This is a genomic window from Pontibacter sp. LHS2, from assembly GCF_058932845.1.
Genome location: NZ_JBZYWG010000001.1, coordinates 278,608 through 300,134 on the forward strand (window position 1 = coordinate 278,608; position 21,527 = coordinate 300,134).

At 49.0% G+C, this 21,527-nt stretch carries 20 protein-coding genes and 1 pseudogene; 13 read left to right on the forward strand and 8 right to left on the reverse strand.

What is annotated here, in order from left to right:
- Positions 1 to 4 precede the first annotated feature (4 nt).
- The gene (locus AC5FX6_RS01145; RefSeq protein ID WP_493595192.1) at positions 5 to 2,251 is read left to right on the forward strand and encodes a GAF domain-containing protein; all 2,247 of its coding nucleotides are present in this window, start codon (positions 5 to 7) and stop codon (positions 2,249 to 2,251) included.
- 92 nt (positions 2,252 to 2,343) lie between these two features.
- On the opposite strand, the gene AC5FX6_RS01150 is transcribed toward AC5FX6_RS01145, so the two are convergent.
- On the reverse strand, positions 2,344 to 2,676 hold the full coding sequence (locus tag AC5FX6_RS01150) for a tetratricopeptide repeat protein (protein ID WP_493595193.1): 333 nt from the start codon (positions 2,674 to 2,676) through the stop codon (positions 2,344 to 2,346).
- A gap of 67 nt (positions 2,677 to 2,743) precedes the next feature.
- On the opposite strand from AC5FX6_RS01150, the gene AC5FX6_RS01155 reads away from it, so the two are divergent.
- From AC5FX6_RS01155 to AC5FX6_RS01170, 4 genes are all read left to right on the forward strand, one after another.
- Entirely contained in the window at positions 2,744 to 3,484 is a 741-nt protein-coding gene (locus tag AC5FX6_RS01155) for an electron transfer flavoprotein subunit beta/FixA family protein (protein ID WP_493595194.1), read from the forward strand.
- Position 3,485: 1 nt separating this feature from the next.
- Positions 3,486 to 4,466 (forward strand): electron transfer flavoprotein subunit alpha/FixB family protein, encoded by a 981-nt coding sequence (locus AC5FX6_RS01160; protein ID WP_493595195.1) that lies wholly within the window; start codon positions 3,486 to 3,488, stop codon positions 4,464 to 4,466.
- 18 nt (positions 4,467 to 4,484) lie between these two features.
- Positions 4,485 to 5,087, forward strand: coding sequence for a bifunctional nuclease family protein (locus AC5FX6_RS01165; RefSeq protein WP_493595196.1), 603 nt, complete (start codon positions 4,485 to 4,487; stop codon positions 5,085 to 5,087).
- Between the two features lie 102 nt (positions 5,088 to 5,189).
- Complete coding sequence (locus AC5FX6_RS01170; RefSeq protein ID WP_493595197.1) at positions 5,190 to 6,500, forward strand: NupC/NupG family nucleoside CNT transporter; 1,311 nt, start codon at positions 5,190 to 5,192, stop codon at positions 6,498 to 6,500.
- A gap of 259 nt (positions 6,501 to 6,759) precedes the next feature.
- On the opposite strand, the pseudogene AC5FX6_RS01175 reads toward AC5FX6_RS01170, so the two are convergent.
- Both AC5FX6_RS01175 and AC5FX6_RS01180 read right to left on the reverse strand, forming a co-directional pair.
- Positions 6,760 to 7,503: pseudogene (locus AC5FX6_RS01175) on the reverse strand (ABC transporter ATP-binding protein); the annotation flags it as partial.
- A gap of 43 nt (positions 7,504 to 7,546) precedes the next feature.
- Complete coding sequence (locus AC5FX6_RS01180; protein WP_493595198.1) at positions 7,547 to 8,278, reverse strand: MlaE family ABC transporter permease; 732 nt, start codon at positions 8,276 to 8,278, stop codon at positions 7,547 to 7,549.
- A 118-nt stretch (positions 8,279 to 8,396) separates the two neighbouring features.
- On the opposite strand from AC5FX6_RS01180, the gene AC5FX6_RS01185 reads away from it, so the two are divergent.
- From AC5FX6_RS01185 to dnaN, 7 genes are all read left to right on the forward strand, one after another.
- Positions 8,397 to 9,104 (forward strand): SDR family oxidoreductase, encoded by a 708-nt coding sequence (locus AC5FX6_RS01185; protein WP_493595199.1) that lies wholly within the window; start codon positions 8,397 to 8,399, stop codon positions 9,102 to 9,104.
- Positions 9,105 to 9,326: 222 nt separating this feature from the next.
- Positions 9,327 to 9,902 carry a hypothetical protein gene (locus AC5FX6_RS01190; RefSeq protein ID WP_493595200.1) on the forward strand — a complete coding sequence of 192 codons (576 nt, stop codon included), beginning with the start codon at positions 9,327 to 9,329 and terminating at the stop codon, positions 9,900 to 9,902.
- Between the two features lie 20 nt (positions 9,903 to 9,922).
- Positions 9,923 to 10,627 (forward strand): SDR family oxidoreductase, encoded by a 705-nt coding sequence (locus AC5FX6_RS01195; RefSeq protein WP_493595201.1) that lies wholly within the window; start codon positions 9,923 to 9,925, stop codon positions 10,625 to 10,627.
- A gap of 126 nt (positions 10,628 to 10,753) precedes the next feature.
- Complete coding sequence (gene gldA / locus AC5FX6_RS01200; RefSeq protein ID WP_493595202.1) at positions 10,754 to 11,665, forward strand: gliding motility-associated ABC transporter ATP-binding subunit GldA; 912 nt, start codon at positions 10,754 to 10,756, stop codon at positions 11,663 to 11,665.
- A gap of 13 nt (positions 11,666 to 11,678) precedes the next feature.
- Positions 11,679 to 12,407, forward strand: a complete 729-nt coding sequence (gene gldF, locus AC5FX6_RS01205) for a gliding motility-associated ABC transporter permease subunit GldF (RefSeq protein ID WP_493595203.1) — start codon at positions 11,679 to 11,681, stop codon at positions 12,405 to 12,407.
- On the forward strand, positions 12,401 to 14,101 hold the full coding sequence (gene gldG, locus AC5FX6_RS01210; RefSeq protein WP_493595204.1) for a gliding motility-associated ABC transporter substrate-binding protein GldG: 1,701 nt from the start codon (positions 12,401 to 12,403) through the stop codon (positions 14,099 to 14,101). The genes gldF and gldG overlap by 7 nt, the downstream gene beginning before the upstream one ends.
- 107 nt (positions 14,102 to 14,208) lie before the next feature.
- Positions 14,209 to 15,333: a DNA polymerase III subunit beta gene (dnaN, locus tag AC5FX6_RS01215; RefSeq protein ID WP_493595205.1), complete on the forward strand. Its 1,125-nt coding sequence runs from the start codon at positions 14,209 to 14,211 to the stop codon at positions 15,331 to 15,333.
- 80 nt (positions 15,334 to 15,413) lie between these two features.
- Here the strand turns inward: dnaN and AC5FX6_RS01220 are convergent, their stop codons facing one another.
- Positions 15,414 to 16,484, reverse strand: coding sequence for an endonuclease/exonuclease/phosphatase family protein (locus AC5FX6_RS01220; protein ID WP_493595206.1), 1,071 nt, complete (start codon positions 16,482 to 16,484; stop codon positions 15,414 to 15,416).
- 42 nt (positions 16,485 to 16,526) lie between these two features.
- Here AC5FX6_RS01220 and gldC point away from each other — a divergent pair, with 42 nt between their 5' ends.
- Complete coding sequence (gene gldC, locus AC5FX6_RS01225) at positions 16,527 to 16,868, forward strand: gliding motility protein GldC (protein WP_303412809.1); 342 nt, start codon at positions 16,527 to 16,529, stop codon at positions 16,866 to 16,868.
- A 64-nt stretch (positions 16,869 to 16,932) separates the two neighbouring features.
- Here gldC and AC5FX6_RS01230 read toward each other — a convergent pair whose 3' ends face one another.
- The 4 genes from AC5FX6_RS01230 to AC5FX6_RS01245 form a co-directional block, all read right to left on the reverse strand.
- A complete protein-coding gene (locus AC5FX6_RS01230; RefSeq protein WP_493595207.1) occupies positions 16,933 to 17,379 on the reverse strand; it encodes a DUF4890 domain-containing protein in 447 nt (148 codons plus the stop codon).
- 213 nt (positions 17,380 to 17,592) lie between these two features.
- The gene (gene dcd / locus AC5FX6_RS01235) at positions 17,593 to 18,129 is read right to left on the reverse strand and encodes a dCTP deaminase (protein WP_116544581.1); all 537 of its coding nucleotides are present in this window, start codon (positions 18,127 to 18,129) and stop codon (positions 17,593 to 17,595) included.
- 168 nt (positions 18,130 to 18,297) lie between these two features.
- Entirely contained in the window at positions 18,298 to 19,596 is a 1,299-nt protein-coding gene (gene hemL / locus AC5FX6_RS01240) for a glutamate-1-semialdehyde 2,1-aminomutase (RefSeq protein ID WP_493595208.1), read from the reverse strand.
- A 73-nt stretch (positions 19,597 to 19,669) separates the two neighbouring features.
- Complete coding sequence (locus tag AC5FX6_RS01245) at positions 19,670 to 21,373, reverse strand: ABC transporter substrate-binding protein (RefSeq protein WP_493595209.1); 1,704 nt, start codon at positions 21,371 to 21,373, stop codon at positions 19,670 to 19,672.
- Positions 21,374 to 21,527 lie beyond the last annotated feature (154 nt).

The following is a 21,527-nucleotide window of genomic DNA, read 5'->3' on the forward strand; positions in this document are numbered from 1 at the left end:
AATTATGCTCAATTACCAACACCACAAGGTTGATCTCTCCAACTGCGACAATGAACCAATACACCATATAGGCCGAATCCAGGCCCACGGTTTCCTCCTGATCATCCATGCGGATTCTTTTGAAATTGAGCAGTCAAGCGCGAACATAGGTGAGTTTTTGAAAATGCCGGTCAGCGCCTTGGAAGGTATAAGCTGGCAGGACTTTAATGATGAAAAGGTACTGGAGCAGCTTCGGCCTTACCTTGCCAAAGAGTTAAAAGAGCCCGAAGTGTTTTTGCTTGAGCTGCAGCAACGTCAGTTTCTGAGCTTTCTGCATCGGGCCGAGGGAAAGTTGGTGCTGGAATGTGAACCCTACGAGCACATCACGGATGAACAGGAACATCTGAACCTGTCGCTTGGCCTGATCCGCTTTACAAAAGAGCTGGAGCAGCAAGTCACCCTATCTGAAAAAGCAGACCTGACCGTGCGCTTTGTGCGGCAGCTACTGGCCTACGATCATGTGATGCTGTATCGTTTTGACGAGGACTGGCATGGCGAAGTGATCGGGGAAGATACGCAGTCAGGTGAGCAGGTATACTTGCACCACCATTTTCCGGCCTCTGACATACCTGCGCAGGCACGTCAGTTGCTTGTAGAAAAGCCCATCCGGCAGATTGCCAACGTAGGGGCCGAAGCCGTGAACATCAGGCCATACTTAAACCCTGGCACCGGGCAGCCAACTTTTCTACTAAGATCCGAACTGCGCAACCCTTCCGAGATCCACCTCGAGTACCTGCAAAACATGGGCGTACAAGCTTCGTTATCAGTGTCGTTGGTGGTAAAAGGCAAACTGTGGGGGATTATCGCCTGCCATCACAAAAGCCCGATCTGGATCAATTATTGGAAAAGGCAGGTGTGTTTGCATGTGGCGCAGGTCTTCAGCAGCAGTATCATTGCCATGGAGGAGCAGCGTGACCTGCAGGAACTGGCCGAATTGCGGAAGCGGGAGAAAACTTTGGCAAAGCAACTGTTGAGCAGCGAGCACCTGTACAACGAATTGCAAAATCAGAGCGAAGCACTGTTAAAGCTAACGGGTGCCACAGGGATGGCGCTACAGCTCGGAGGTAAGCTGTATCTTGCCGGCACCACACCGGACGAGCAGGCAATAAGAGAATTGGCCGGCTGGTTGCGCTCTAATGTCAAAGAGCCCCAGTTCCAAACCCGAGAGCTCTCCAAGGTATACCCGGCTGCCGAAGCGATACGCCCTATCGCCAGCGGCTTGTTGGCGACCGAAATCTCTAAGCGGGACAATGAGTACTTGCTTTTCTTTAAACCTGAAATTTCAGAAAAGCGCATTTGGGCGGGCAATCCGGATAAGCCCATGAAACAGGGGCAATTTCACATACACCCCCGGGAGTCCTTTGAGCATTGGGCCGAGCAGATCAGGGGGAAGTCCTTGCCTTGGTCGCTCAATGAACAGGATATCGCCCAAACGGTTGTTAAGTCGCTTATTTCCGTGGTACTCAGCCTTCAGAAAAGCGATTTGCTGGCCCTGAACAACAAGCTGCAGCAGACCTCAGAGCTCCTGCAATCCAAAAACGACCGGCTCGAAGATTTCACCCAGATCATCGCCCACAACCTGCGCTCACCGCTGTCTAACATGCAGGGCCTTGCCCAAATGTATGTCGATGAACCAGAACTGGGTGCACAGCTGATGGATATGATGGGCACAGTGATCCAGAACATGAAAACCACATTGGACGAGTTGAACATGATTTTGGAGTCGGAGTTAAAGCTGCCAGTGAGCGAGCCAGTATACCTGCCTGCGGTGGTGGAGAAAGAGCTGCAGAACCTGCAGGCAGTTCTACTCGAGAGTGGGGCGCAGGTAGAGTTAGATCTGGAGGTGGAGACCCTGCAGGTGCCGCGGGTATACCTTGAAAGTATTGCCCATAATTTAATGTCGAACGCGTTGAAATACCGATCGTCGCTGAGGCAGCCGCGCATTCTTATCCGGTCCTGGCAAGAAAAGGAAGGCGTTTGTTTCTCAGTGACCGACAACGGCTTAGGTTTGGATATGGCCAAGTACGGCAACAAGCTTTTCAGCCTCTACAAGACCTTCCATGGCAACAAAGACGCCAAAGGCCTCGGGCTATACCTGACCAAAATTCAGGCCGAGGCACTGGGAGGCTTCGTGCAGGTGGAGAGCAAGCCTGATGAATACACCACATTTAAAGTCTGCTTCGGAATGGCTTTCCGGCAAACAAACGATTAAGGCAACTGTTTTAATTCAAAACAGGTATACTTGCAAATGTGCTGCATGCATACTATTTTTGAAGCAGTACCCTGAGGGGGATCGACAGCTGGTTAATCGTCCTCGTAATCCAGACCCATGAATTTGTTGTAAGCCTGTTGCAGTTCGGCGAAGGCGTGCATATTACCTTCCTGGCGGCTCACGAGCATACCTTTCTTGTAAGTTTGTTCGGCCATATCGTTTTGTCCAAGTTCTGCGTACAGACTGGCAGCATGGTAGTAAGTACCAACGTAGCGCTCATGGTCGGCCAACAGCTTCTCGTAATATTCCATGGCTTTTTGCGGCTCCGTGTTACGCAATTCAGTCGCAATGGCGTATAGCGTGAACGGATCATTCGGGTCTTCTTCCAGAAACTTATAGAGTTGTTCTAATCTGTTTTGAGACATTTCTATTTGGCTATATTTTAACTAACTTCGCACAAATCTAATTTTAAATAAGCTAACATTTCTAATCATGAAAATATTAGTTTGCATCAGTAACGTTCCGGATACCACATCCAAGATCAACTTTACTGGAGATAACAAAGAGTTCGACAAGAACGGGGTGCAGTACGTAATCAACCCTTGGGATGAATACGCCCTGACCCGCGCCATTGAGCTGAAAGAGGCCAAAGGCGGCAGCGTAACCGTACTGAACGTAGGTGAGGCTGACGCTGAACCGAACATCCGCAAGGCACTGGCCATTGGTGCCGATGATGCCATCCGCGTGAACGCACACCCGAAAGACGCTTTCTTCGTGGCGCAGCAGATTACTGCTATCGCCAAGGAGGGCGGTTACGATATGATCCTGATGGGCAAGGAGTCCATCGACTACAACGGCTTCCAGGTACACAACATGGTGGGCGAGATGATGGGCATTCCATCTGTAACGCCAGCCTTTAAACTGGACATGGTAGACGATAGCACGGCCCGTCTGGAGCGTGAGATCGAGGGCGGCAAAGAAGTGGTGGAAGTGAAACTGCCTTTCGTAGCCAGTGCCCAGCAGCCGATGTGCGAGCCCCGCATCCCGAACATGCGCGGCATTATGACAGCCCGCACCAAGCCACTCAAAGTAGTGGAGCCAACGGATGGCGCAGCCAAGTCGGAGTACGTGAACTACAGCAAGCCCGAGAAAAAGAGCGGCGTGAAGCTGATCGACGCGGACAATGCCGGCGAATTGATTAAACTATTGAGAAACGAAGCTAAAGTACTGTAATATGTCTGTATTAGTATTTGTAGAAGGTCTGAACGGAGAGATCAAGAAGTCCTCACTCGAGGCAGCATCATACGGCAGCCAGGTGGCACAGGCCATGGGCACAACCGCCACGGCGGTAGCCATCGGTGAGGTACACGAGGATGCGCTTGCCAGACTAGGCGAGCAGGGTATTAGCAAAGTATTGTACGACGCGGATGACCGTCTGAAGCAATTCGTAGCTGACGCGTACGTGAAAGTGATCGCAACAGCGGCCCAGCAGGAAAGCGCCAAAGTACTGGTGTTCTCCAACTCTAACATCGGTGCAGCGGTAGGTTCTAAGCTGGCTGTTCGTCTGAACGGCTCACTGGCTACCAACGTAACTGAACTGCCTAAAACGGACGGCGGTAACTTCACTGTGACACGTGGTGTGTTCTCAGGTAAAGCGTTTGCGCAGGTAAACCTGACCTCTGACGTGAAGATCATTGCCGTGAAGAAAAACAGCACGGATATCATCAGCAACGCTGGTAACACAGCTACGGTAGAGAAGTTGTCTGCTGATCTGGCTGAGTCTGATTTTGCTGCGGCTCCTAAAGAAACCGTGATGCAGGAAACAGACGGTGGCGTATTGCTGCCGGAAGCTGAGATCGTGGTATCTGGTGGTCGTGGTATGAAAGGCCCTGAAAACTGGCACCTGATAGAAGGACTTGCAAAAGAATTGGGTGCGGCTACAGCTTGTTCCAAGCCTGTTTCTGATATCGGCTGGCGCCCTCACCATGAGCACGTTGGCCAGACGGGTATCACCGTAAGCCCTAACCTGTACATCGCAGCTGGTATTTCTGGTGCAATTCAGCACCTGGCAGGGGTTAACTCTTCTAAAGTGATTGTCGTTATTAATAAGGATCCGGAAGCGCCGTTCTTCAAAGCCGCTGATTATGGCATAGTTGGCGATGCGCTCGAGGTACTTCCTAAATTAATAGAAGCTGCAAAAGCTTTAGACAAATAGAACAAGAAGCGCTTAATTGTGAAAAAAATACAGCTAGAGATACTCGGGCTCTCCTCCAGCCAATCGCAGACGGGATCGTTTGCGCTGGTGTTGGGCGAGCGTGATGGAAACCGCAGGCTGCCGATCATCATCGGTATGTTCGAGGCACAGTCCATCGCCATACAGATAGAAAAAATCAATCCAAACCGTCCGCTCACGCACGATCTTTTCAAGACCTTTGCTGAGCAGATGAGCGTGAACATCACTGAGATCCTGATCTCTGACCTGAAGGAGGGCGTGTTCTATTCCAAGATCATGTGCACCGACGGCGAGAAGGAGTTCGAGTTGGATGCGCGTCCGTCCGACGCCATTGCGATCGGTCTGCGGTTCGGGGTGCCTATCTACACAGTGGAAAGTGTGCTCTCGGAGGCTGGCATTATTTTGAGTGATCTGGAAGAAGAGGAGGATGAAAGCGAAGAAATGACTGTGAAAAGTAGTTCATCGACGACAGCCTCCAGCTCCAAAGAGCCGCTCAATCAGACATCGGTTGATGACCTGAACAAGATGCTCAACGAGGCCCTCGAAAAGGAGGACTACGAGCGTGCAGCCAAGATCCGGGACGAGTTGAACAAGCGAAACTAGCATAACATACGCTATACTTTAAAAGTCCTGCGCCTATATGGTGCAGGACTTTTTGTTTTAACAGATATTCGGCTTACTTTTGGCCAAATTTTGTCCCATAGCATGTTCGATATTTTCAGAGGGCTTCTTGGCCTCCTCGCCATTATTGCCATTGCCTTTGCGTTCTCTAAAAGCCGTAAAAACATAGATTGGAGACTCGTCGGCTACGGCGTTTGCCTCCAGATTCTATTTGGCGTATTGGTTACCCAGGTACCCGTCGTGGCAAAGGGCTTTGCCTATGTGAGCGAAGGCTTCGTTACCTTTCTGGATTTCTCTCAGGCGGGTGCGCAGTTTCTTTTCGGCAACCTGGCTGACCCATCCAAGAACAGCGGACTGGGCTTTATTTTCGCCTTCTCGGTTCTTCCAACTATTATCTTCTTCTCCACGGTATCGGCTGGCCTGTATTACCTCGGTGTGCTTCAGAAGATCGTGTACGGCATTGCCTGGGTGATGTCGAAGGTGATGCGCCTGTCAGGTCCTGAGAGCTTGTCTGCCGCTGGCAACATCTTTTTAGGGCAGACGGAAGCGCCCTTGCTCGTGCGCCCCTTCATTGCCCGCATGACGCGCTCCGAACTGATGTGCTTGATGACAGGCGGTATGGCGACGCTGGCCGGTGGTGTACTGGCGGCCTACGTGTCCTTCTTGGGCGGTACCGACCCAGCCCAGAAAGCCATCTTTGCAGCTCACCTCCTCACGGCCTCCATCATGAATGCGCCGGCAGGAATCGTACTGGCTAAAATACTTGTGCCTGAAACAGAGCACGAGGAGATATCCAACAAGCTGGAAGTAAACGAAGAGCAGTTGGGTGTAAACTTGATTGATGCTCTCTCAAGAGGAGCGGGGGATGGTCTGCGCCTTGCCGCTAACGTGGGTGGTATGTTGCTTGCCTTTATTGCTGTAATCGCTTTGGTTAACTATATCCTGACCGATATGATCGGTGTTTGGACCGGTCTGAATGAAATGGTGGTTGCCAGTACAAATGGTCAGTTCAACGGTTTCTCTCTGCAGTATATTCTGGGGCAGATCTTCCGCATCTTTGCTTTTATCATGGGCGTGCCTTGGGCGGATACCTTGCAGGTAGGTAGCTTGCTCGGCCAGAAAACTGCCATCAACGAGTTTGTGGCTTACCTCGACCTGGCTAATATGAAAGATGCTGGTACGCTTGGCCCCAAGGCCCTGGTGATGTCAACCTATGCCCTGGCTGGTTTCTCTAACTTCAGCTCCATCGCCATCCAGATCGGTGGTATCGGCAGTATGGCACCTAATCAGCAGGGGCAGCTGTCTAAACTTGGCTTTATTGCCTTGCTGGGTGCCTCCCTGGCCTGTATGATGACGGCTACGGTAGCAGGTATGCTGTTCGGATTGAATTTCTAAATTAAATCAAATCAATAGTCATAAAAAAAGGCTCCCGCTAAGGTATAGCGGGAGCCTTTTTTAGATCTAAGCGGTATGGCTATACCTTGTCCTTGCCAGTTTGAGTAGTTGCTGTTGGGCCTTCCGGATTCCCGGGTCGGGGTTCGTCGCGTGTTACAACGGCCTCTTCAGCAGGGGCCTTAGCATTGCCACCCTGGGCAGCGACTTGCTGTTCATCATGCAGACGTTCTTCCTCTTCCTCACGCTCCTCTTCTTCCACTTTCTTCGCATCACGCATCAGGCGGTTAGAGAAAATGAATTCGTTGAGCTCTTTGATGTCCGTATCCATGATCTCGTCGCGGGTACCTTCCCATAGTTTTTTACCCTCGTACAGGAAAAAGATCTTATCACCGATCTCGATCACAGAGTTCATGTCGTGTGTTACGATGATGGTGGTGATGTTATACTCCTCTGTTATTTCTTTGATCAGTTCGTCGATCTTAAGTGCCGTTTGTGGGTCAAGACCCGAGTTGGGTTCGTCACAGAAAAGGTAGGTACAGTGTGGGGCGATGGCACGGGCTATACCTACACGTTTCTTCATACCACCACTGATCTCAGACGGCATTTTTTTGTTAGCCCCTTCCAGTCCTACACGCTTCAAACAGAAATTCACGCGTTCCATGCGTTCTTCCTTGTTCATGTCGGTTAGCATTTTGAGCGGAAACTCTACGTTCTTCTCCACTGTCATGGAGTCGAACAAGGCTGACCCCTGAAAGAGCATACCGATCTTGCGACGGATTTCCTGACGGATATCCAGTTTGTTGTTGGTGAAATAAGTGCCATCGAAGGTTACGCTGCCCAGGTCAGGTTTAATAAGTCCCACAATGCACTTGAGGAGCACGCTTTTGCCGGTACCGCTGGCGCCAAGCAAGAGGTTTGTCTTACCAGTCTCGAAGACGCCGCTCACCCCGTCCAGCACTTTCTTGCCGTCAAAAGCTTTATGTATGTTGTGTATTTCAATCATTTTCGTTCAGTGATTTTGGTCGCAGGTATACTGAGCGACCAACTTAAAGTAGTAAGTAGGCCAGCAAAAAGTCGCCGATCAGGATCGCGATCACGCTGTTGGTAACGGCAGCTGTACTCGCGGCACCTACCTCCAATGCACCACCAGCGGTATGGTAGCCGCGGAAAGAGGAAATAGAGGAGATCAGGAACGCAAATACCACCGATTTGATAAGCGCAAAAGTGATGTTGTAAGGGATGAACTGATCCCGTATACCTGTGATATACTCCTGTGCCGTCACTTCACCTGACAGCGTACCTGCAAAGTAACCGCCGAGTATAGAAAGAAACATGGCCAGGATGACCAGCATCGGGAATACGATAATGGCTGCCACCACTTTAGGCAGCACCAGGTAGGAGGCTGAGTTGATGCCCATTACTTCGAGTGCATCTACCTGCTCTGTGATCTGCATCGTGCCTAGTCCGCCCGCGATGCTGGAGCCCACTTTGCCGGCAAGTACAATGGAGGTGATGGTCGGTGCCAACTCCAGGATGGTCATTTCGCGTACCATAAAACCAATGGTAGAGCGCGGGATGAACGCATTGTCAAGGTTATAGGCCACCTGCACACAGGTTACCGCTCCGATAAACGTAGAGACGATAGCAACAATGAGGATAGAGTTAATTCCGATAAGAATAGCCTCGTCTATGGTACGACCAAAAAGAATTTTTGCGGACTCCTTTCGGGTGAAAAGGCTCAGCATAAAAAGTATGTATTTCCCTAGGGACTGTAGCATAAAGGCTTTGCGTGTTAAACCAAGGTATTAAACGTGAATCAGAACAAAAATACTGTTTAAATGCCTATATTACGGTTAAATTTTGAAAACGTATTATCTTATATCTATATAGAAGCAAATGCAACGATACATTTTGGTAACAGGCGGTACAAAAGGAATCGGAAGAGCCGTAATTGAACAATTCGCAAAAGAAGGTTTCCACATCATTACCTGTTCCCGAAACGAGAAAGACCTGAAGAAGTTGAAACTGGAGATAGAAGAGCGCTATACTTTCTCTAAAGTATTCTTCCAGGAGGCTGACCTGAGTGAGTTGGACTCTGTTAAAAACTTCATCAAGTACGTGAATGGCCTTCAGGTAAAAGTGGAGGTGCTCGTGAACAACAGTGGTCTTTTCATACCGGGTATGATACACGAAGAGGATGACAACGCCCTTCCTTTCATGATCAATACGAACCTATACAGTGCTTACTACCTGACCAAGGCTGTGTTGCCTGGTATGATGAAGCGCAAAAACGGCCATATCTTCAACATGTGCTCCACGGCCAGCATTACCCCTTATACCAATGGTGGCTCCTACTGCATTTCAAAATATGCGCTTTATGGGATGACCAAAGTGCTGCGTGAAGAAATGAAAACCCATAACGTGCGTGTTACGGCCATTCTCCCGGGAGCTACCCTTACGGCCAGTTGGGAAGGAGTAGACCTCCCGCCCGAACGCTTCATGCGTTCCGAAGACATAGCCATGGCTATTTACGGAGCTTATACCATGTCTCCGAACAGTGTGGTAGAAGAGATTCTTATCCGTCCGCAGCTGGGAGATATCTAAGTTCGCAAGTTTAGAAGTTAGAAAGTAACAAAGTAGGGGAGGGTTGTGAAGTAGGAGCAGATTACGAAACAAACTTATACCTATATGAAAAAAGTATACCTCTTACTACTCACGCTAGGAAGCGCGACGCTGTCTTTTTGACAGAAAATGGAGTATAGCGCACAGCTGAATTCTGGACTGTCTAGTTTTACGGGCGAATCGGCAACACGCAACACTGTAATCATGGTTCATGGCCCTTTGCAGGAATTTGCACATACGGCCAACCCTTACGGCAGCAGGTATAACACAACCTTTGGAGCCAGTTTGCAAAGCCAGTATGTGACTGATGGCGGTTTCCTGCTAGGGACACAGGTTGGCTATGAATTACTGCGCAGCCAAGCTGAAATCAAGAGTGTATACGGGTACCGGTCATATAGCTCGTCCACGCATTATCCTGCCGATGGGAAAGCGGTGATAGTGGCGAACAACATCAACCTGCAGCCTTACATCGGTTGGCGGGTTTTGCGAGCTGCAGTGGATCTGGACCTGACACTTGGCTCGGATATAGCACTTAATCATCGTTTAAAGGAGAAATCGAAAGCGACAATTGAGGATGGGAGTGAGTTTAAGGTTAATCAAGAGTATGGCGTCCTTTACACCGACTTCAGACCGCGACTGGGCCTGACTGGCTACCGCGGTCATGTTGGAGCATCGCTCAGCTATGCGCACGGTATAAGAAACCAACGGGCTAACATGGATGGCGCCAACATGGAATTATATACCCGGTTATTCCGGATTGGTCTGCTTTACAGATTATAAACTCCACATAAACAGAAACTATGGAACTAGAAGGAAAGATAGCGGTGGTTACCGGCGTAAGCCGAGGTATAGGACTGGCAACAATCAACGCATTGCTGGAACAGGGGGCAAAAGTAGCCGGTTGGGGCAGAACAGCACCTGAGGTGGAGCACGAGCACTTTGAATTTGTGGAATGCGATGTACGCAGTGCTGATGCTGTGCAAATGGCCTACCAACATACAGTAGATCACTTTAGAGGCCAAATCAGCGTGCTCGTTAACAATGCCGGTTTAGGACGCTCTGCGAATCTGGAAGATCAGAGCCTGGAAGACTGGCACCTGATGTTCGACACTAACGTGCATGGTCTCTTCTATTGCACCCGGCTGGTGGTGCCGGGGATGAAAGAGATGGGAGAGGGGCACATCATCAACATCTCTTCTATTGCAGGCACCACAGGTATAGAGCAAATGTCGGCTTACTGTGCCACTAAGCATGCAGTACGCGGCATTTCGCACTCGCTTTACAAAGAAGTGCGTGACTATGGCGTGAAGGTAACTTGTATCTACCCTGGTTCCGTGCAAACTAACTTTTTCGACAACATCGACAGCGTCACTGTGAATGATAACATGATGCGTCCGGAGGATATTGCCTCCACCATTTTACATTGCTTGAAATCTCATGCCAATTACCATCACGTAGATATTGAGGTACGCCCGCTTATGCCAAAAGGCCGAAAACAGGTATAGTCATAATATGGAACAGCTTTTGTAGCTTTGCATACCTAATTAATGACGAGTTAATAATGGTGCATGCATCATGAGCAGGCCGATGGCTACTATTCATGGTGCATGATTCATTAATTATTATAAATAATGTCTGTCGAAGTTAAAAATCTTACCAAGTTATTCGGGTCACAGCGGGCAGTCGATAATATTTCATTTTCGGTTGCGCAAGGGCAGATACTTGGCTTTCTGGGCCCCAACGGTGCTGGCAAGTCTACGACCATGAAGATTGCCACCTGCTACCTGCCCCCAAGTGCAGGCACTGTGCAGGTAGCCGGCTATGATGTCGTACAAGATCCGATCGCTGTACGCCGCCATGTGGGGTATCTGCCTGAACACAACCCGCTGTACCTGGACATGTATGTGCATGAGTACCTGCAGTTTGTGGCCTCGGTCTATGGTCTGAAAGGGCGCCGGGCGAAGGAGCGCGTGCAGGAGATGGTGGAGCTTTGCGGACTTACATTGGAGCAAGGCAAGAAGATCGGGGCGCTCTCCAAAGGGTATCGGCAGCGGGTTGGTCTGGCGCAGGCGCTGGTGCACGACCCGCAGGTGCTGATACTCGACGAACCAACAACCGGTCTTGATCCCAACCAGATCGTAGAGATACGATCGCTGATCAAACGCATCGGGCAGGACAAAACCGTGATCTTCTCGACACACATTATGCAGGAGGTAACCGCTATTTGCGACCGCGTGGTGATCATCAACCGGGGCAAACTGGTAGCCGATAGTGATGTGGCGAGTCTGCAAGCGGGGGCACGCAATGAAAAGACAACCCTGGTGGAGTTTGAACAGGCTATACCGGTTGAGGCTTTGGAGCAAGTGCCTGGCGTACTGAACGTGACATTGGCCGAGGGTACAACTTACCGAATTGTTTCCCGCAAGGATACCGACATCCGCGCTACACTTTTCCGGGTGGCGGCTGAGCGCAATTGGCCGTTGGTTGGTCTGCGCCACGAAGAGAACTCGCTCGAAAAAATATTCCAACAATTGACGAAATAGTTAGAGAGAAAAAATGCTCGCTATACTTAAAAAAGAATTTAACGGCTTCCTGAACTCCCTGATCGCTTATATCGTGATCACTGTTTTCCTGGTAGCCATTGGCATGTTCATGTGGGTGTTCCCTGAGAGCAACGTGCTCGACTACGGTTTTGCCGACATGCAGACGCTCTTCAACATGGCGCCCTGGCTGTTTTTGTTCCTGATCCCGGCCATCACGATGCGCACCTTCGCTGAGGAGAAGCGTGAAGGTACCATTGAGCTCCTGCTCACCAAGCCGATATCAGACTTACAACTGATCCTGGGTAAATACTTCGCTGCACTCTTACTGGCATTGTTTGCGCTTATACCTACCCTGATCTACTACTATACCGTGTATGAACTTGGCAACCCGCAGGGCAACGTGGACTCTGCCGCTGTAGTGGGTTCATACCTGGGCCTAGTGTTCTTGGCGGGCGTGTTTACGGCAATCGGGGTGTTCGCCTCCTCTGTTTCTGACAACCAGATCATCTCTTTTGTGATCGCTATTTTCCTGTGCTACATTATTTATGCCGGCTTCGAGCTGATCGCCTCTATACCTGTTTGGGGCGGGTATGGCTACTTCATCAGCCAGCTAGGTATAGCGTATCATTATACCGCCATTAGCAAAGGGCTGATCGATTCACGCGATGTGCTCTACTTCCTGAGCGTGATTGCGATCATGATCTTATCCACCAAACTTGTATTGAGCAGCAGAAAATGGTAACCGAGCAGGCAACGACACATAAAAGCAAGCGCAGCCGCGACCTGACCCGCTTTCTGATCGCGATAGCAGCCGTTATACTACTCAATGTACTGGCGGCCAATTTCTTTTTTCGCCTCGACCTGACCGAGGATAAACGTTATACTATCTCGCCTGTCACGAAGCAGCTGCTGGCTGATTTGCCTGAGCCGGTGTTTGTAGAGGTATACCTGGAAGGTGAATTTCCAGCCGGGTTCAAACGTCTGCAACAATCTGTGCGGGAGACGCTCGACGAGTTCCGCATCTATTCCGGGGGCAATGTGCGCTACGAGTTTATCGATCCGAACGAGATATCGGACGAGCAGCAACGGGCAGAATTCTTCCAAAAGCTGGCTGCCTCAGGTATACAGCCGACTAACCTGCGGGCCAATGAAGGCGGCAAGCAGGTGGAGCGCCTGGTGTTCCCTGGTGCAAGAGTAATGTACAAAGGTAAGGAGACTGGCGTGATGCTACTGAAAGGTAATCTGGCGGCTTCAGCTGATGAGCGTCTGAACCAATCCGTGGAAGGGGTGGAATACGAACTGGCCACCGCAATCCGCAAAATGGCATTGCCGGGCTCTAAGACTATTGGCTACATCAGTGGACAGGGGCAACTAGAGACACAGAACGTAACAGATCTATTGGGTTCGCTGCAGGAGTTTTATCGGGTAGCACGTGGCGAGTTGCGCGATATACCATCTTTGCAGGGGCTGGATTTGATCATTATTGCCAAACCTACAGAGCCTTTCACGGAAGCCGATAAGTATAAGATCGACCAGTTTATCATGAACGGAGGGAAAGCCGTGTTCTTTGTAGACGCTCTTAACGCCAATATGGACAGCATTGGAGCGGGCGGGATGTTTGCTATGCCGTATAACCTGAACCTCGATGACCTGTTCTTCCGTTACGGTGTGCGCCTCAATCCAACCATGATCATGGACCTGAACTCCGGTTTTATACCGATCGTGACGGGTTATACCGGCGAGCGCCCTCAAACGGAAATGATCAACTGGCGCTTCTATCCGCTAATCAACACATTCAGTAAACACCCGATCACCCGAAACATTGACGCGGTCTACTCTAAATTCATTGGAACGATGGATACCGTAAGGGCCGATGGCATACGCAAAACGCCGCTGGCCTATACCTCGGTATATTCCCGTGTGTTGCAACCGCCTGTGCCGCTTACGCTCGAAGAAGCCCGTATGGAGGTGAAGCCAGAGCAATACCAGGCTGGTCCTCAGCCGGTGGCTTACCTTCTGGAAGGTGCCTTTACTTCGCTTTTCCGTAACAGGAGAGCACCGGAGGGTGCCGCGAACCCGCAAGTAAAAGAAACCGGCGAGCCAACCAAAATAGCAGTTTTCTCGGATGGCGACCTTGTGCGCAATGATGTAAACCCGCGTACCGGGCAGGCTTACGAACTGGGTTTTGACAGGTATAACAATGTCACATTCGCCAATCGTGAACTGGCGATGAACACAATTCACTACCTGCTAGACTCCGAAGGCCTGATTAACGTACGTAGTAAAGAAATACAACTCAGACCGCTGGATAGAGTACGGGTGAAGGAGGAACGTACCTACTGGCAACTACTCAACATTGTGGCCCCGATTGTTTTGCTCGCGTTGTTTGGGGTGGTTCGCTACTACCTGCGCAAGCGCCGCTACGAGCGCTTCTAATTTTTTTGCGCTGTATGTAAAGAAATTGTGAAATTGCTGGCCCGATCTGGTTAGCATAAATGCGAAAAATTTTTAACTTTGTCCAAATAACATTATAGCTATACATAATGAAATTTATCGTCTCTTCTTCTGCTCTTTTGAAGCAGCTAGCCAGCATAAACGGCGTAGTGACCAACAACCCGGTGGTTCCTATCCTCGAAAACTTCCTGTTCGAAATCAGCGACAGCACCCTGACCATCACAGCCAGTGACCTGGAGACTTCCATGATCACCGAACTACAGGTAGAGGCGAAGGAGAACGGCCGCATTGCTGCCCCAGCCAAGATCTTGATCGAGACGCTTAAAAACCTGCCAGACCAGCCGGTTACCTTCACGATCGACGAAGAGACATATACCATCGAGATCAGCTCAGCGAACGGACGCTACAAACTATCTGGTGAGAACGCAACTGACTTCCCGCGTGTACCTGTAGTGAAGGGAGGTAGCGCCATCGAAATTCCGTCTAACGTACTGGCTCGTGCTATTAACAAGACCATATTTGCAGTAAGCAACGACGAGCTTCGCCCAGCTATGACAGGTATCTTCGTGCAGCTGCGTTCTGATAACGTAACGTTCGTAGCCACAGACGGTCACCGTCTGCTGCGTTTCCGTCGTACGGACATTGCTACCAGCCAGGAGGCTTCGTTGATCATTCCTCGCAAGGCCTTTACGCTGTTGAAGTCCACGCTTCCTTCAGAGGCTACTGCCGTGCGCATGGAGTTCAATCAGTCCAATGCTTTCTTTAGCTTCGACAACATCCGTATGATCTGCCGTCTGATCGACGAGCGCTACCCAGACTACGAGAACGTGATTCCGGTGCAGAACCCGAACAAACTGGTGATCGACCGTGCTGCTTTGCTGAGCTCTGTGCGTCGTATCTCTATTTACTCAAACAAAACTACACACCAGATTCGTCTGAAGTTGTCCGGTTCTGAACTGCAGGTATCTGCCGAGGACCTGGATTTCTCTAACGAAGCAAATGAGCGTCTGACCTGCCAGTATGATGGTGAGGACATGGAAATCGGTTTCAATGCGAAGTTTTTGATCGAAATGCTCAATAACATCGATGCCGAAGAAATCTCGTTTGAGCTGTCTACACCAAACCGGGCTGGTCTGTTGATGCCGCTTGCCAATGAAGATAATGAAAATGTTCTGATGCTGGTGATGCCTGTAATGCTGAACAATTACGTATAAGAAGATAATTTCTCCTAATGCAGAAAGGCGGACCGTTTTGGTTCGCCTTTCCTGTTTTAGTGAGGTTTCTAACAGATTGCCTAGGGTTGCAGCTTGATGAACACGGGAAAGTGGTCACTGTAGCCTCCAATATACAGCGTTCCTGACCAAGTCTGTTTGGGTGTGTCCTTATACCTGCCAAAGGTAAATTTTGCGAACTCCGGGTCATGAATCTGGGCGGAGCCATGCACATAATGCAGGCCCGAGCGTGTATTCACCAATGATTTGGAAACCAGGATTTGGTCTCGCATTTTGTTATCGTTACGGGTATGGTAGCTTCCAAGGCCCTGTACAAACCATAGATAGAAGGTATTGAACAATTCTTCCTCGTAAGCGGGATTGGGACGCCCAGAAGCTTTTAAAATGTTCTCCATGGTGGCTGATTTAGGTTCATCAACAAAATCCCCTAGAACGATGATCTTCGCATTCTTATCAGCCTTTAGCTGTAGGTCAATCTGGCGGCGAAGCTCTGTTGCTGCATCCCTTCTACGAACTGATCCCAAAGAGCTGCTGCCCCGGTCTTCCGGCCAGTGGTTGACATATATTGTTACAGGCTCGCCCGCGAGTGTGCCTGTAACTTGCAGGATGTCCCGGGAGGTAAAGCCTTTCTCAGAGAATTTCACAGGTATACTGGTGTTCGCCGAAGGTTTGAAAACTCTCGGATTATAGAGTAAAGCAACATCCAGACCTTCCGGGTCAGGAGAGTTGTGATGGATGATGCTATAGCGCCGTTTGCGAAGAGGAGAGGAAGCTATCAGGTCTTCGAGTACTTTTCGATTCTCCACTTCGCAGAGGCCGATCACAGCTGCTCCTTCCTTGCCACCTATCGTTTCGATGACCGAGGCGATGTTCTTTATTTTGGTTTTATACCTTTCCTGATCCCATTTCATGATCCCAGTGGGGGTGAAACCATCGTCGTCTATTTTAGGGTCGTTCTCTGTGTCATAGAGCTTCTCTGTATTATAAAAGGCAACTGTATGTAACTTAGGTTTCTTAGTAGATGTGGATAAGCTGGCGCATCCCGAGAGGATGGTCAGGCTAAAAAGAAAAAAGAAGGTTTTTATTCCGTAGCGCATCGCGTAACTTTGTACTTGGTTTGAGTATTCAAGCATAGTACGAGATATATATAGCCCAAAGTTTAAAAAGAAAAGAAAATGAAGAAGTCTGAGATATACTTTAGCATAGCCCTGGACGAGCAACGCGTGCCGGAGGCCATCAGTTGGAGAGCTACTGATGCAGGTGAGAAAATTCATTTTGCCAAAGCCATCAACATCTCCTTATGGGATCGTGACGAAGCAGGCACCATGAAAATTGACCTGTGGACGAAGGATATGCCGATAGATGAAATGAAGTACTTCTACATCGACACAATTGGAGCCATGGCCCAAAGTATAGCCACTGCTACCAGCGATAAGGTGATGGCTGATAAAATGCGCGCCCTGTGCGAAGACCTGATGAAGCATGTTGAAGAGGAGCGTAAGAAAGAGAATAACTAAACGCCCATAAACAATGAAAGCCACCTGAAGAGGTGGCTTTTATGCTTTTATAATGTATGTTCAATTAGTTTAAGTTTGAGGCAGTCGTGTTTTCAGCGGCTTTCTCGTTCGTGGCCAGGTTCTGAGAACCCTGATTGTTTAAGTTAGCCATAAACTCACGGTCAACTTTAGAGTACATCTTACGGTCACCGAAGTAATCGTTATACTGAATAGTGCTCAGTACATCTTCAAACTCCAGATCACGTGAGGCAAGTACTTCATTGCACTTCTCAGCGATCAGTTGCTCGTTACCTTCGTGCTTCTGCTCAATTTCAGTAATTTGAGCAGCTACTGCCAGGTTAATTTCTCTAACTTTATTAGCCTGGTAGTTATTCAGACGAAGTTCACGAATCATCTGGTCAGAAAGGTTGTTGGCACGCTTCTCAGCAATCACTGTTACATTGTTACCTGTAGCAAATGCGCCGAATACAGTTCCGAATACCATTAATGTTATTACCAGTAGCTTTTTCATAATCTTAGTGTTTTTGGTGTTTTCAATGCTTTAAATTCTCCGCTAAGGCATTGTAGTTTTACAACGCAGGCTGTCGTGAAATGATTCCGACATTTAAAAATTTTCCTGCTTGCCTGCTAGCGTCAAATACATGTAATATAGTGCAGAAATAATGCCAAAAAAGGCCAAATAACCAAATATTTGACCTTTTTTAATGAATTTTTTAACAGACTTCTACCATTCATTTCGCCACATCATAGACTCGACAGGCTTGGTCGTACGGTTGTTATATTTAGCGTTTTCCTTACTATTATAGTAGTTCTCTATACCGCCTTTTACTTCAAAATAGATCAGCTGGCCAATCGGCATGCCATGGTATACACGTACCTGCTGCGTCACCGAAATCTCCAGAGTCCAGGTGTTGCAGAAGCCCACATCGCCCTTGCCAGCAGTGGCATGAATGTCTATACCCAGACGGCCAACGCTTGATTTACCCTCTAAAAATGGCACGTGTGCATGTGTTTCGGTGTATTCCAGGGTTACGCCCAGGTATAGCGTATTAGGCTGTAATACAAATCCCTCTTCCGGAATCTCAAAGACATCGATTTCGTTGTGGTGACGGGCATCGAGTACTTCGTTGCGGTAAGTTGCCAGGTAACGGCCCAGGTGTACGTCGTAAGAGTTGGTGCCAAGACCTGAACGTTTAAAAGGTTCAATCAGGATGGTGCCTTTCTCTATCTCTGCTAAAATCTGCTTATCTGTAAGAATCATGGGGGTGCAATGTTGTGACCGTAAAAGTAAGCAAAATGGTTGATTGTTGAATTGTCAAATACCTGAATTGTTAAGCACTAGCTATGAATTGTCGGTAAGGTAGCACTATAAAAAGAAGCGGCAGCCCATTGCTGAACTGCCGCCTTTGACTATTTATTAAGGTATAGCTTACTGCTTTACAGCTTCCTCCAAGGACGCCCGGCTGGCTTTGATGTATTCTTCTACCAACTCGTCTGTAATGGCTGTAGACACAAACAGTGACTCGTATTGCGAAGGGGCCAGGTATACGCCACGTTGCAGCATGCTGTTGAAGTAACGTCCGAACATGGCTGTATCAGATGACTTGGCACTTTCAAAATCAGTAACAGGCTGCTCTGTAAAGAAAATGCTGAACATAGAGCCGACGTGATTAATCGTAAAATTCATGCCCAGTTCCTGCATGTTCTGCTTCATGCCGTTGACCATGTTGGATGTCGTCTGCTCCAGATTAGTATATACCTCCGGATGGCTTTGCAGGTACTTCAGCATGGCCATACCTGCCGACATGGCAATAGGATTACCCGAAAGGGTACCAGCCTGGTATACCGGGCCGGCTGGCGCTACAAAGTTCATGATCTCCTTTTTGCCACCGTAAGCGCCCACTGGCATACCGCCACCTATTATTTTACCGAGTGTGGTCATATCTGGCGTTACACCGAACAACTGCTGCGCTCCACCAGGAGCCAAACGGAAGCCAGTCATCACTTCATCAAATATCAGCACAATGCCCTCTTTGGTACAGAGGTCGCGTAAGCCCTGCAGGAATCCTGCCTCAGGCAGTACTAATCCCATATTACCAGCTACTGGCTCCAATATAATAGCCGCTACCTGATTTTTGTTAGCCTCCACCAGTGTCTTCACAGCCTCCAGATCATTGAAAGGAGCGGTGAGGGTATCGGCGGCTACACCCTGCGTTACACCCGGGCTATCCGGCACGCCTAAAGTAATGGCACCGCTACCTGCAGCGATCAGGAAAGAATCGCCATGGCCATGGTAACAGCCTTCGAACTTGATCATTTTGTTACGGCCGGTATAGCCTCTGGCCACACGTACCGCTGACATGGTCGCTTCTGTACCAGAGTTCACCATGCGCACCTTCTCAATTGAAGGCACCATGTCCACGATCAGCTCAGCGATCTCAATTTCCTTGCGGGTAGGGGCACCAAAGGAGAGTGAGTTAGGTATAGCCTGCTGCACAGCTTCCTGTACTATTTCAGCGGCATGACCCAGGATCATAGGTCCCCAGGAGTTGATGAACTCCAAGTAACGGTTTCCGTCCTCGTCATACATATAAGGACCCTTTGCAGATACCATAAAACGCGGATTGCCACCCACGGCTCTGAAGGCACGGACAGGAGAGTTCACTCCGCCAGGTATGGAGTGCTGGGCACGCTGGAAAAGTTCTTCGCTGATTGGCGCTATTTTCATAATTCTGTTTCTTAGATAGTTAATGAGTTAATATAAACAGGTAGCTATACCCTGCTATAGAATGATGAGAGCCTTAAAAGACCGGATTCACAACGGTCAGCTGCAGGTTCTCCAGCTTGGTGATCGGTATGAACTGGTTGTCGCGGCGTACCTCATTAAGAGCTGTACGGTCGGTATACCCAATACCTTTATAGAAAACACCCGGTCTGAGCCCCTCTGAGCCCATTGCCAAGTTAAAGCGTGGACCATAGTTCTGTAGAAGTGTGCCGAAGTAATACATCATTTCAAAACCTGCATAAGCGTACTGTGACGGAGGCATGTTATACCTGGCTGCGTACCTTTTGCGGAAATGACGCGCTGCGGAGCTCATCTGGTCAATGTATTTCGGGTTCACAAAATATATTTCCAGATCATCCAACTGGCGAAGTGTGAGTTGACCTATACCCAGCCAGTTTTCGAATGTAACAATTGGCAGCGTGGCTGCTCTGGACTGTAATGTACTAACTGTGTTTGCGGCAGCTGTCATCTGATCAGAGAAAACAGCCATGTGGCCTACATTCTCCAGTTTCAGGTCCTTAAAAATAGTGGCGGTAGCTGAGCTCTGCGCAGAGTTTATTTTTTTATAAACTGCTACTTTACCTCCTAACTTGAGGAACTGCTCACGGTAGTGTTGACTAAAAGCGATGTCGTCTTTGCTGTCTTCATACAGGATAACAGCCGTTTTAGGCTCGAAGGTGTTAAAAGCATAAGTAGCAGCCTGACGCGCCTGTGTCGCTACTGATGACTCAAACAAAAAGACGTTCGGATTCTCAGATGCTGCCTCTAAATCCTGCGAAAGCGGATTAACCACATTTACATTGTTCTGAGTAGCAAAACGAGCAGCTATTTTGGCAGTTGATCTGTAAACGGGACCAATGACCAGGTCCATCCCTTTAAGCTCTGATGTTTCCAGCAGGCGTTTGACAGCAGTTGTATCAGTGCCTGCATCGTACGCATACAAATTGATGTTAATGCCCTGACGCTTAAGAGAGTCTTGCGCCATCTTCATGCCAGCATAGAGATCCGTAGCGAACTGGTTTTTGCGAGCTGCCTGGCCAAGGTCCTGGTCTAACTGAAATGGCATAAGGGCAGCTACATTGTAAGCTTGCTTGCGCATGGCATTAGTACTCAGGTAACGGTTGCGGTCCAAGCGGTGCTTTGCTACAATGCTTTCAAGGGTGCTTTTGTCTTCGGGACGATACCATCCGGCCAGCAGTTTATCTGCATAGGTCTGCGCTACTGCTTTGTCATCAGGAAAACGTTGCAGCAACTGCTCGAAAATGGCGCGGTCCGTGATACGGATTAAGTAGTGGCGCTTTAGGTTCTCGGCATCGCTTTGCAGCTTAGCGGACGGCAGGCTGCTCAGTTCGGCGAGTGCCTGCTCGTATTCGCCTTGCTCAAACAGCACGTTGCCAAGCAAGTAACTCGCTTCAGGTTGATTAGGCCAGTTCGGGTGCTGACCCTGTAGCTGCTGCAGCATCCGACGGGCTTCCGGCAGTTTATTAGCTTTAAGCGCCGCTACGGCATAGAGGTAAGAAGCTTCCGGAGCATATTGATTTTTAGGACCAGCTTGCGTTATAGGTAGCAGCTCGGCCATGGCCTTGTCGTAACGCTCCTGCTCAATTAGTACCTTGCCATTACTATAGGTAGTGCTGTAATCCTGCTGAGCCTGTGCCGGCAGCGCAAGCGCAGCCATTAGCAGCACACCAGCTGCATGCTTCAATAAGCTTCTCTTCATCTTGTCTATTTTTGATTGAGAGATTTTAAATGAGTAAATAAGTGATCTAGCGAATGAGTGAATTGATAGAAACAGTATCTGAATGACTCATTTACTATTTAAAAAACAACTCGATTCATTACTACTCACTCAATCACTCATTCACTCATTCAAA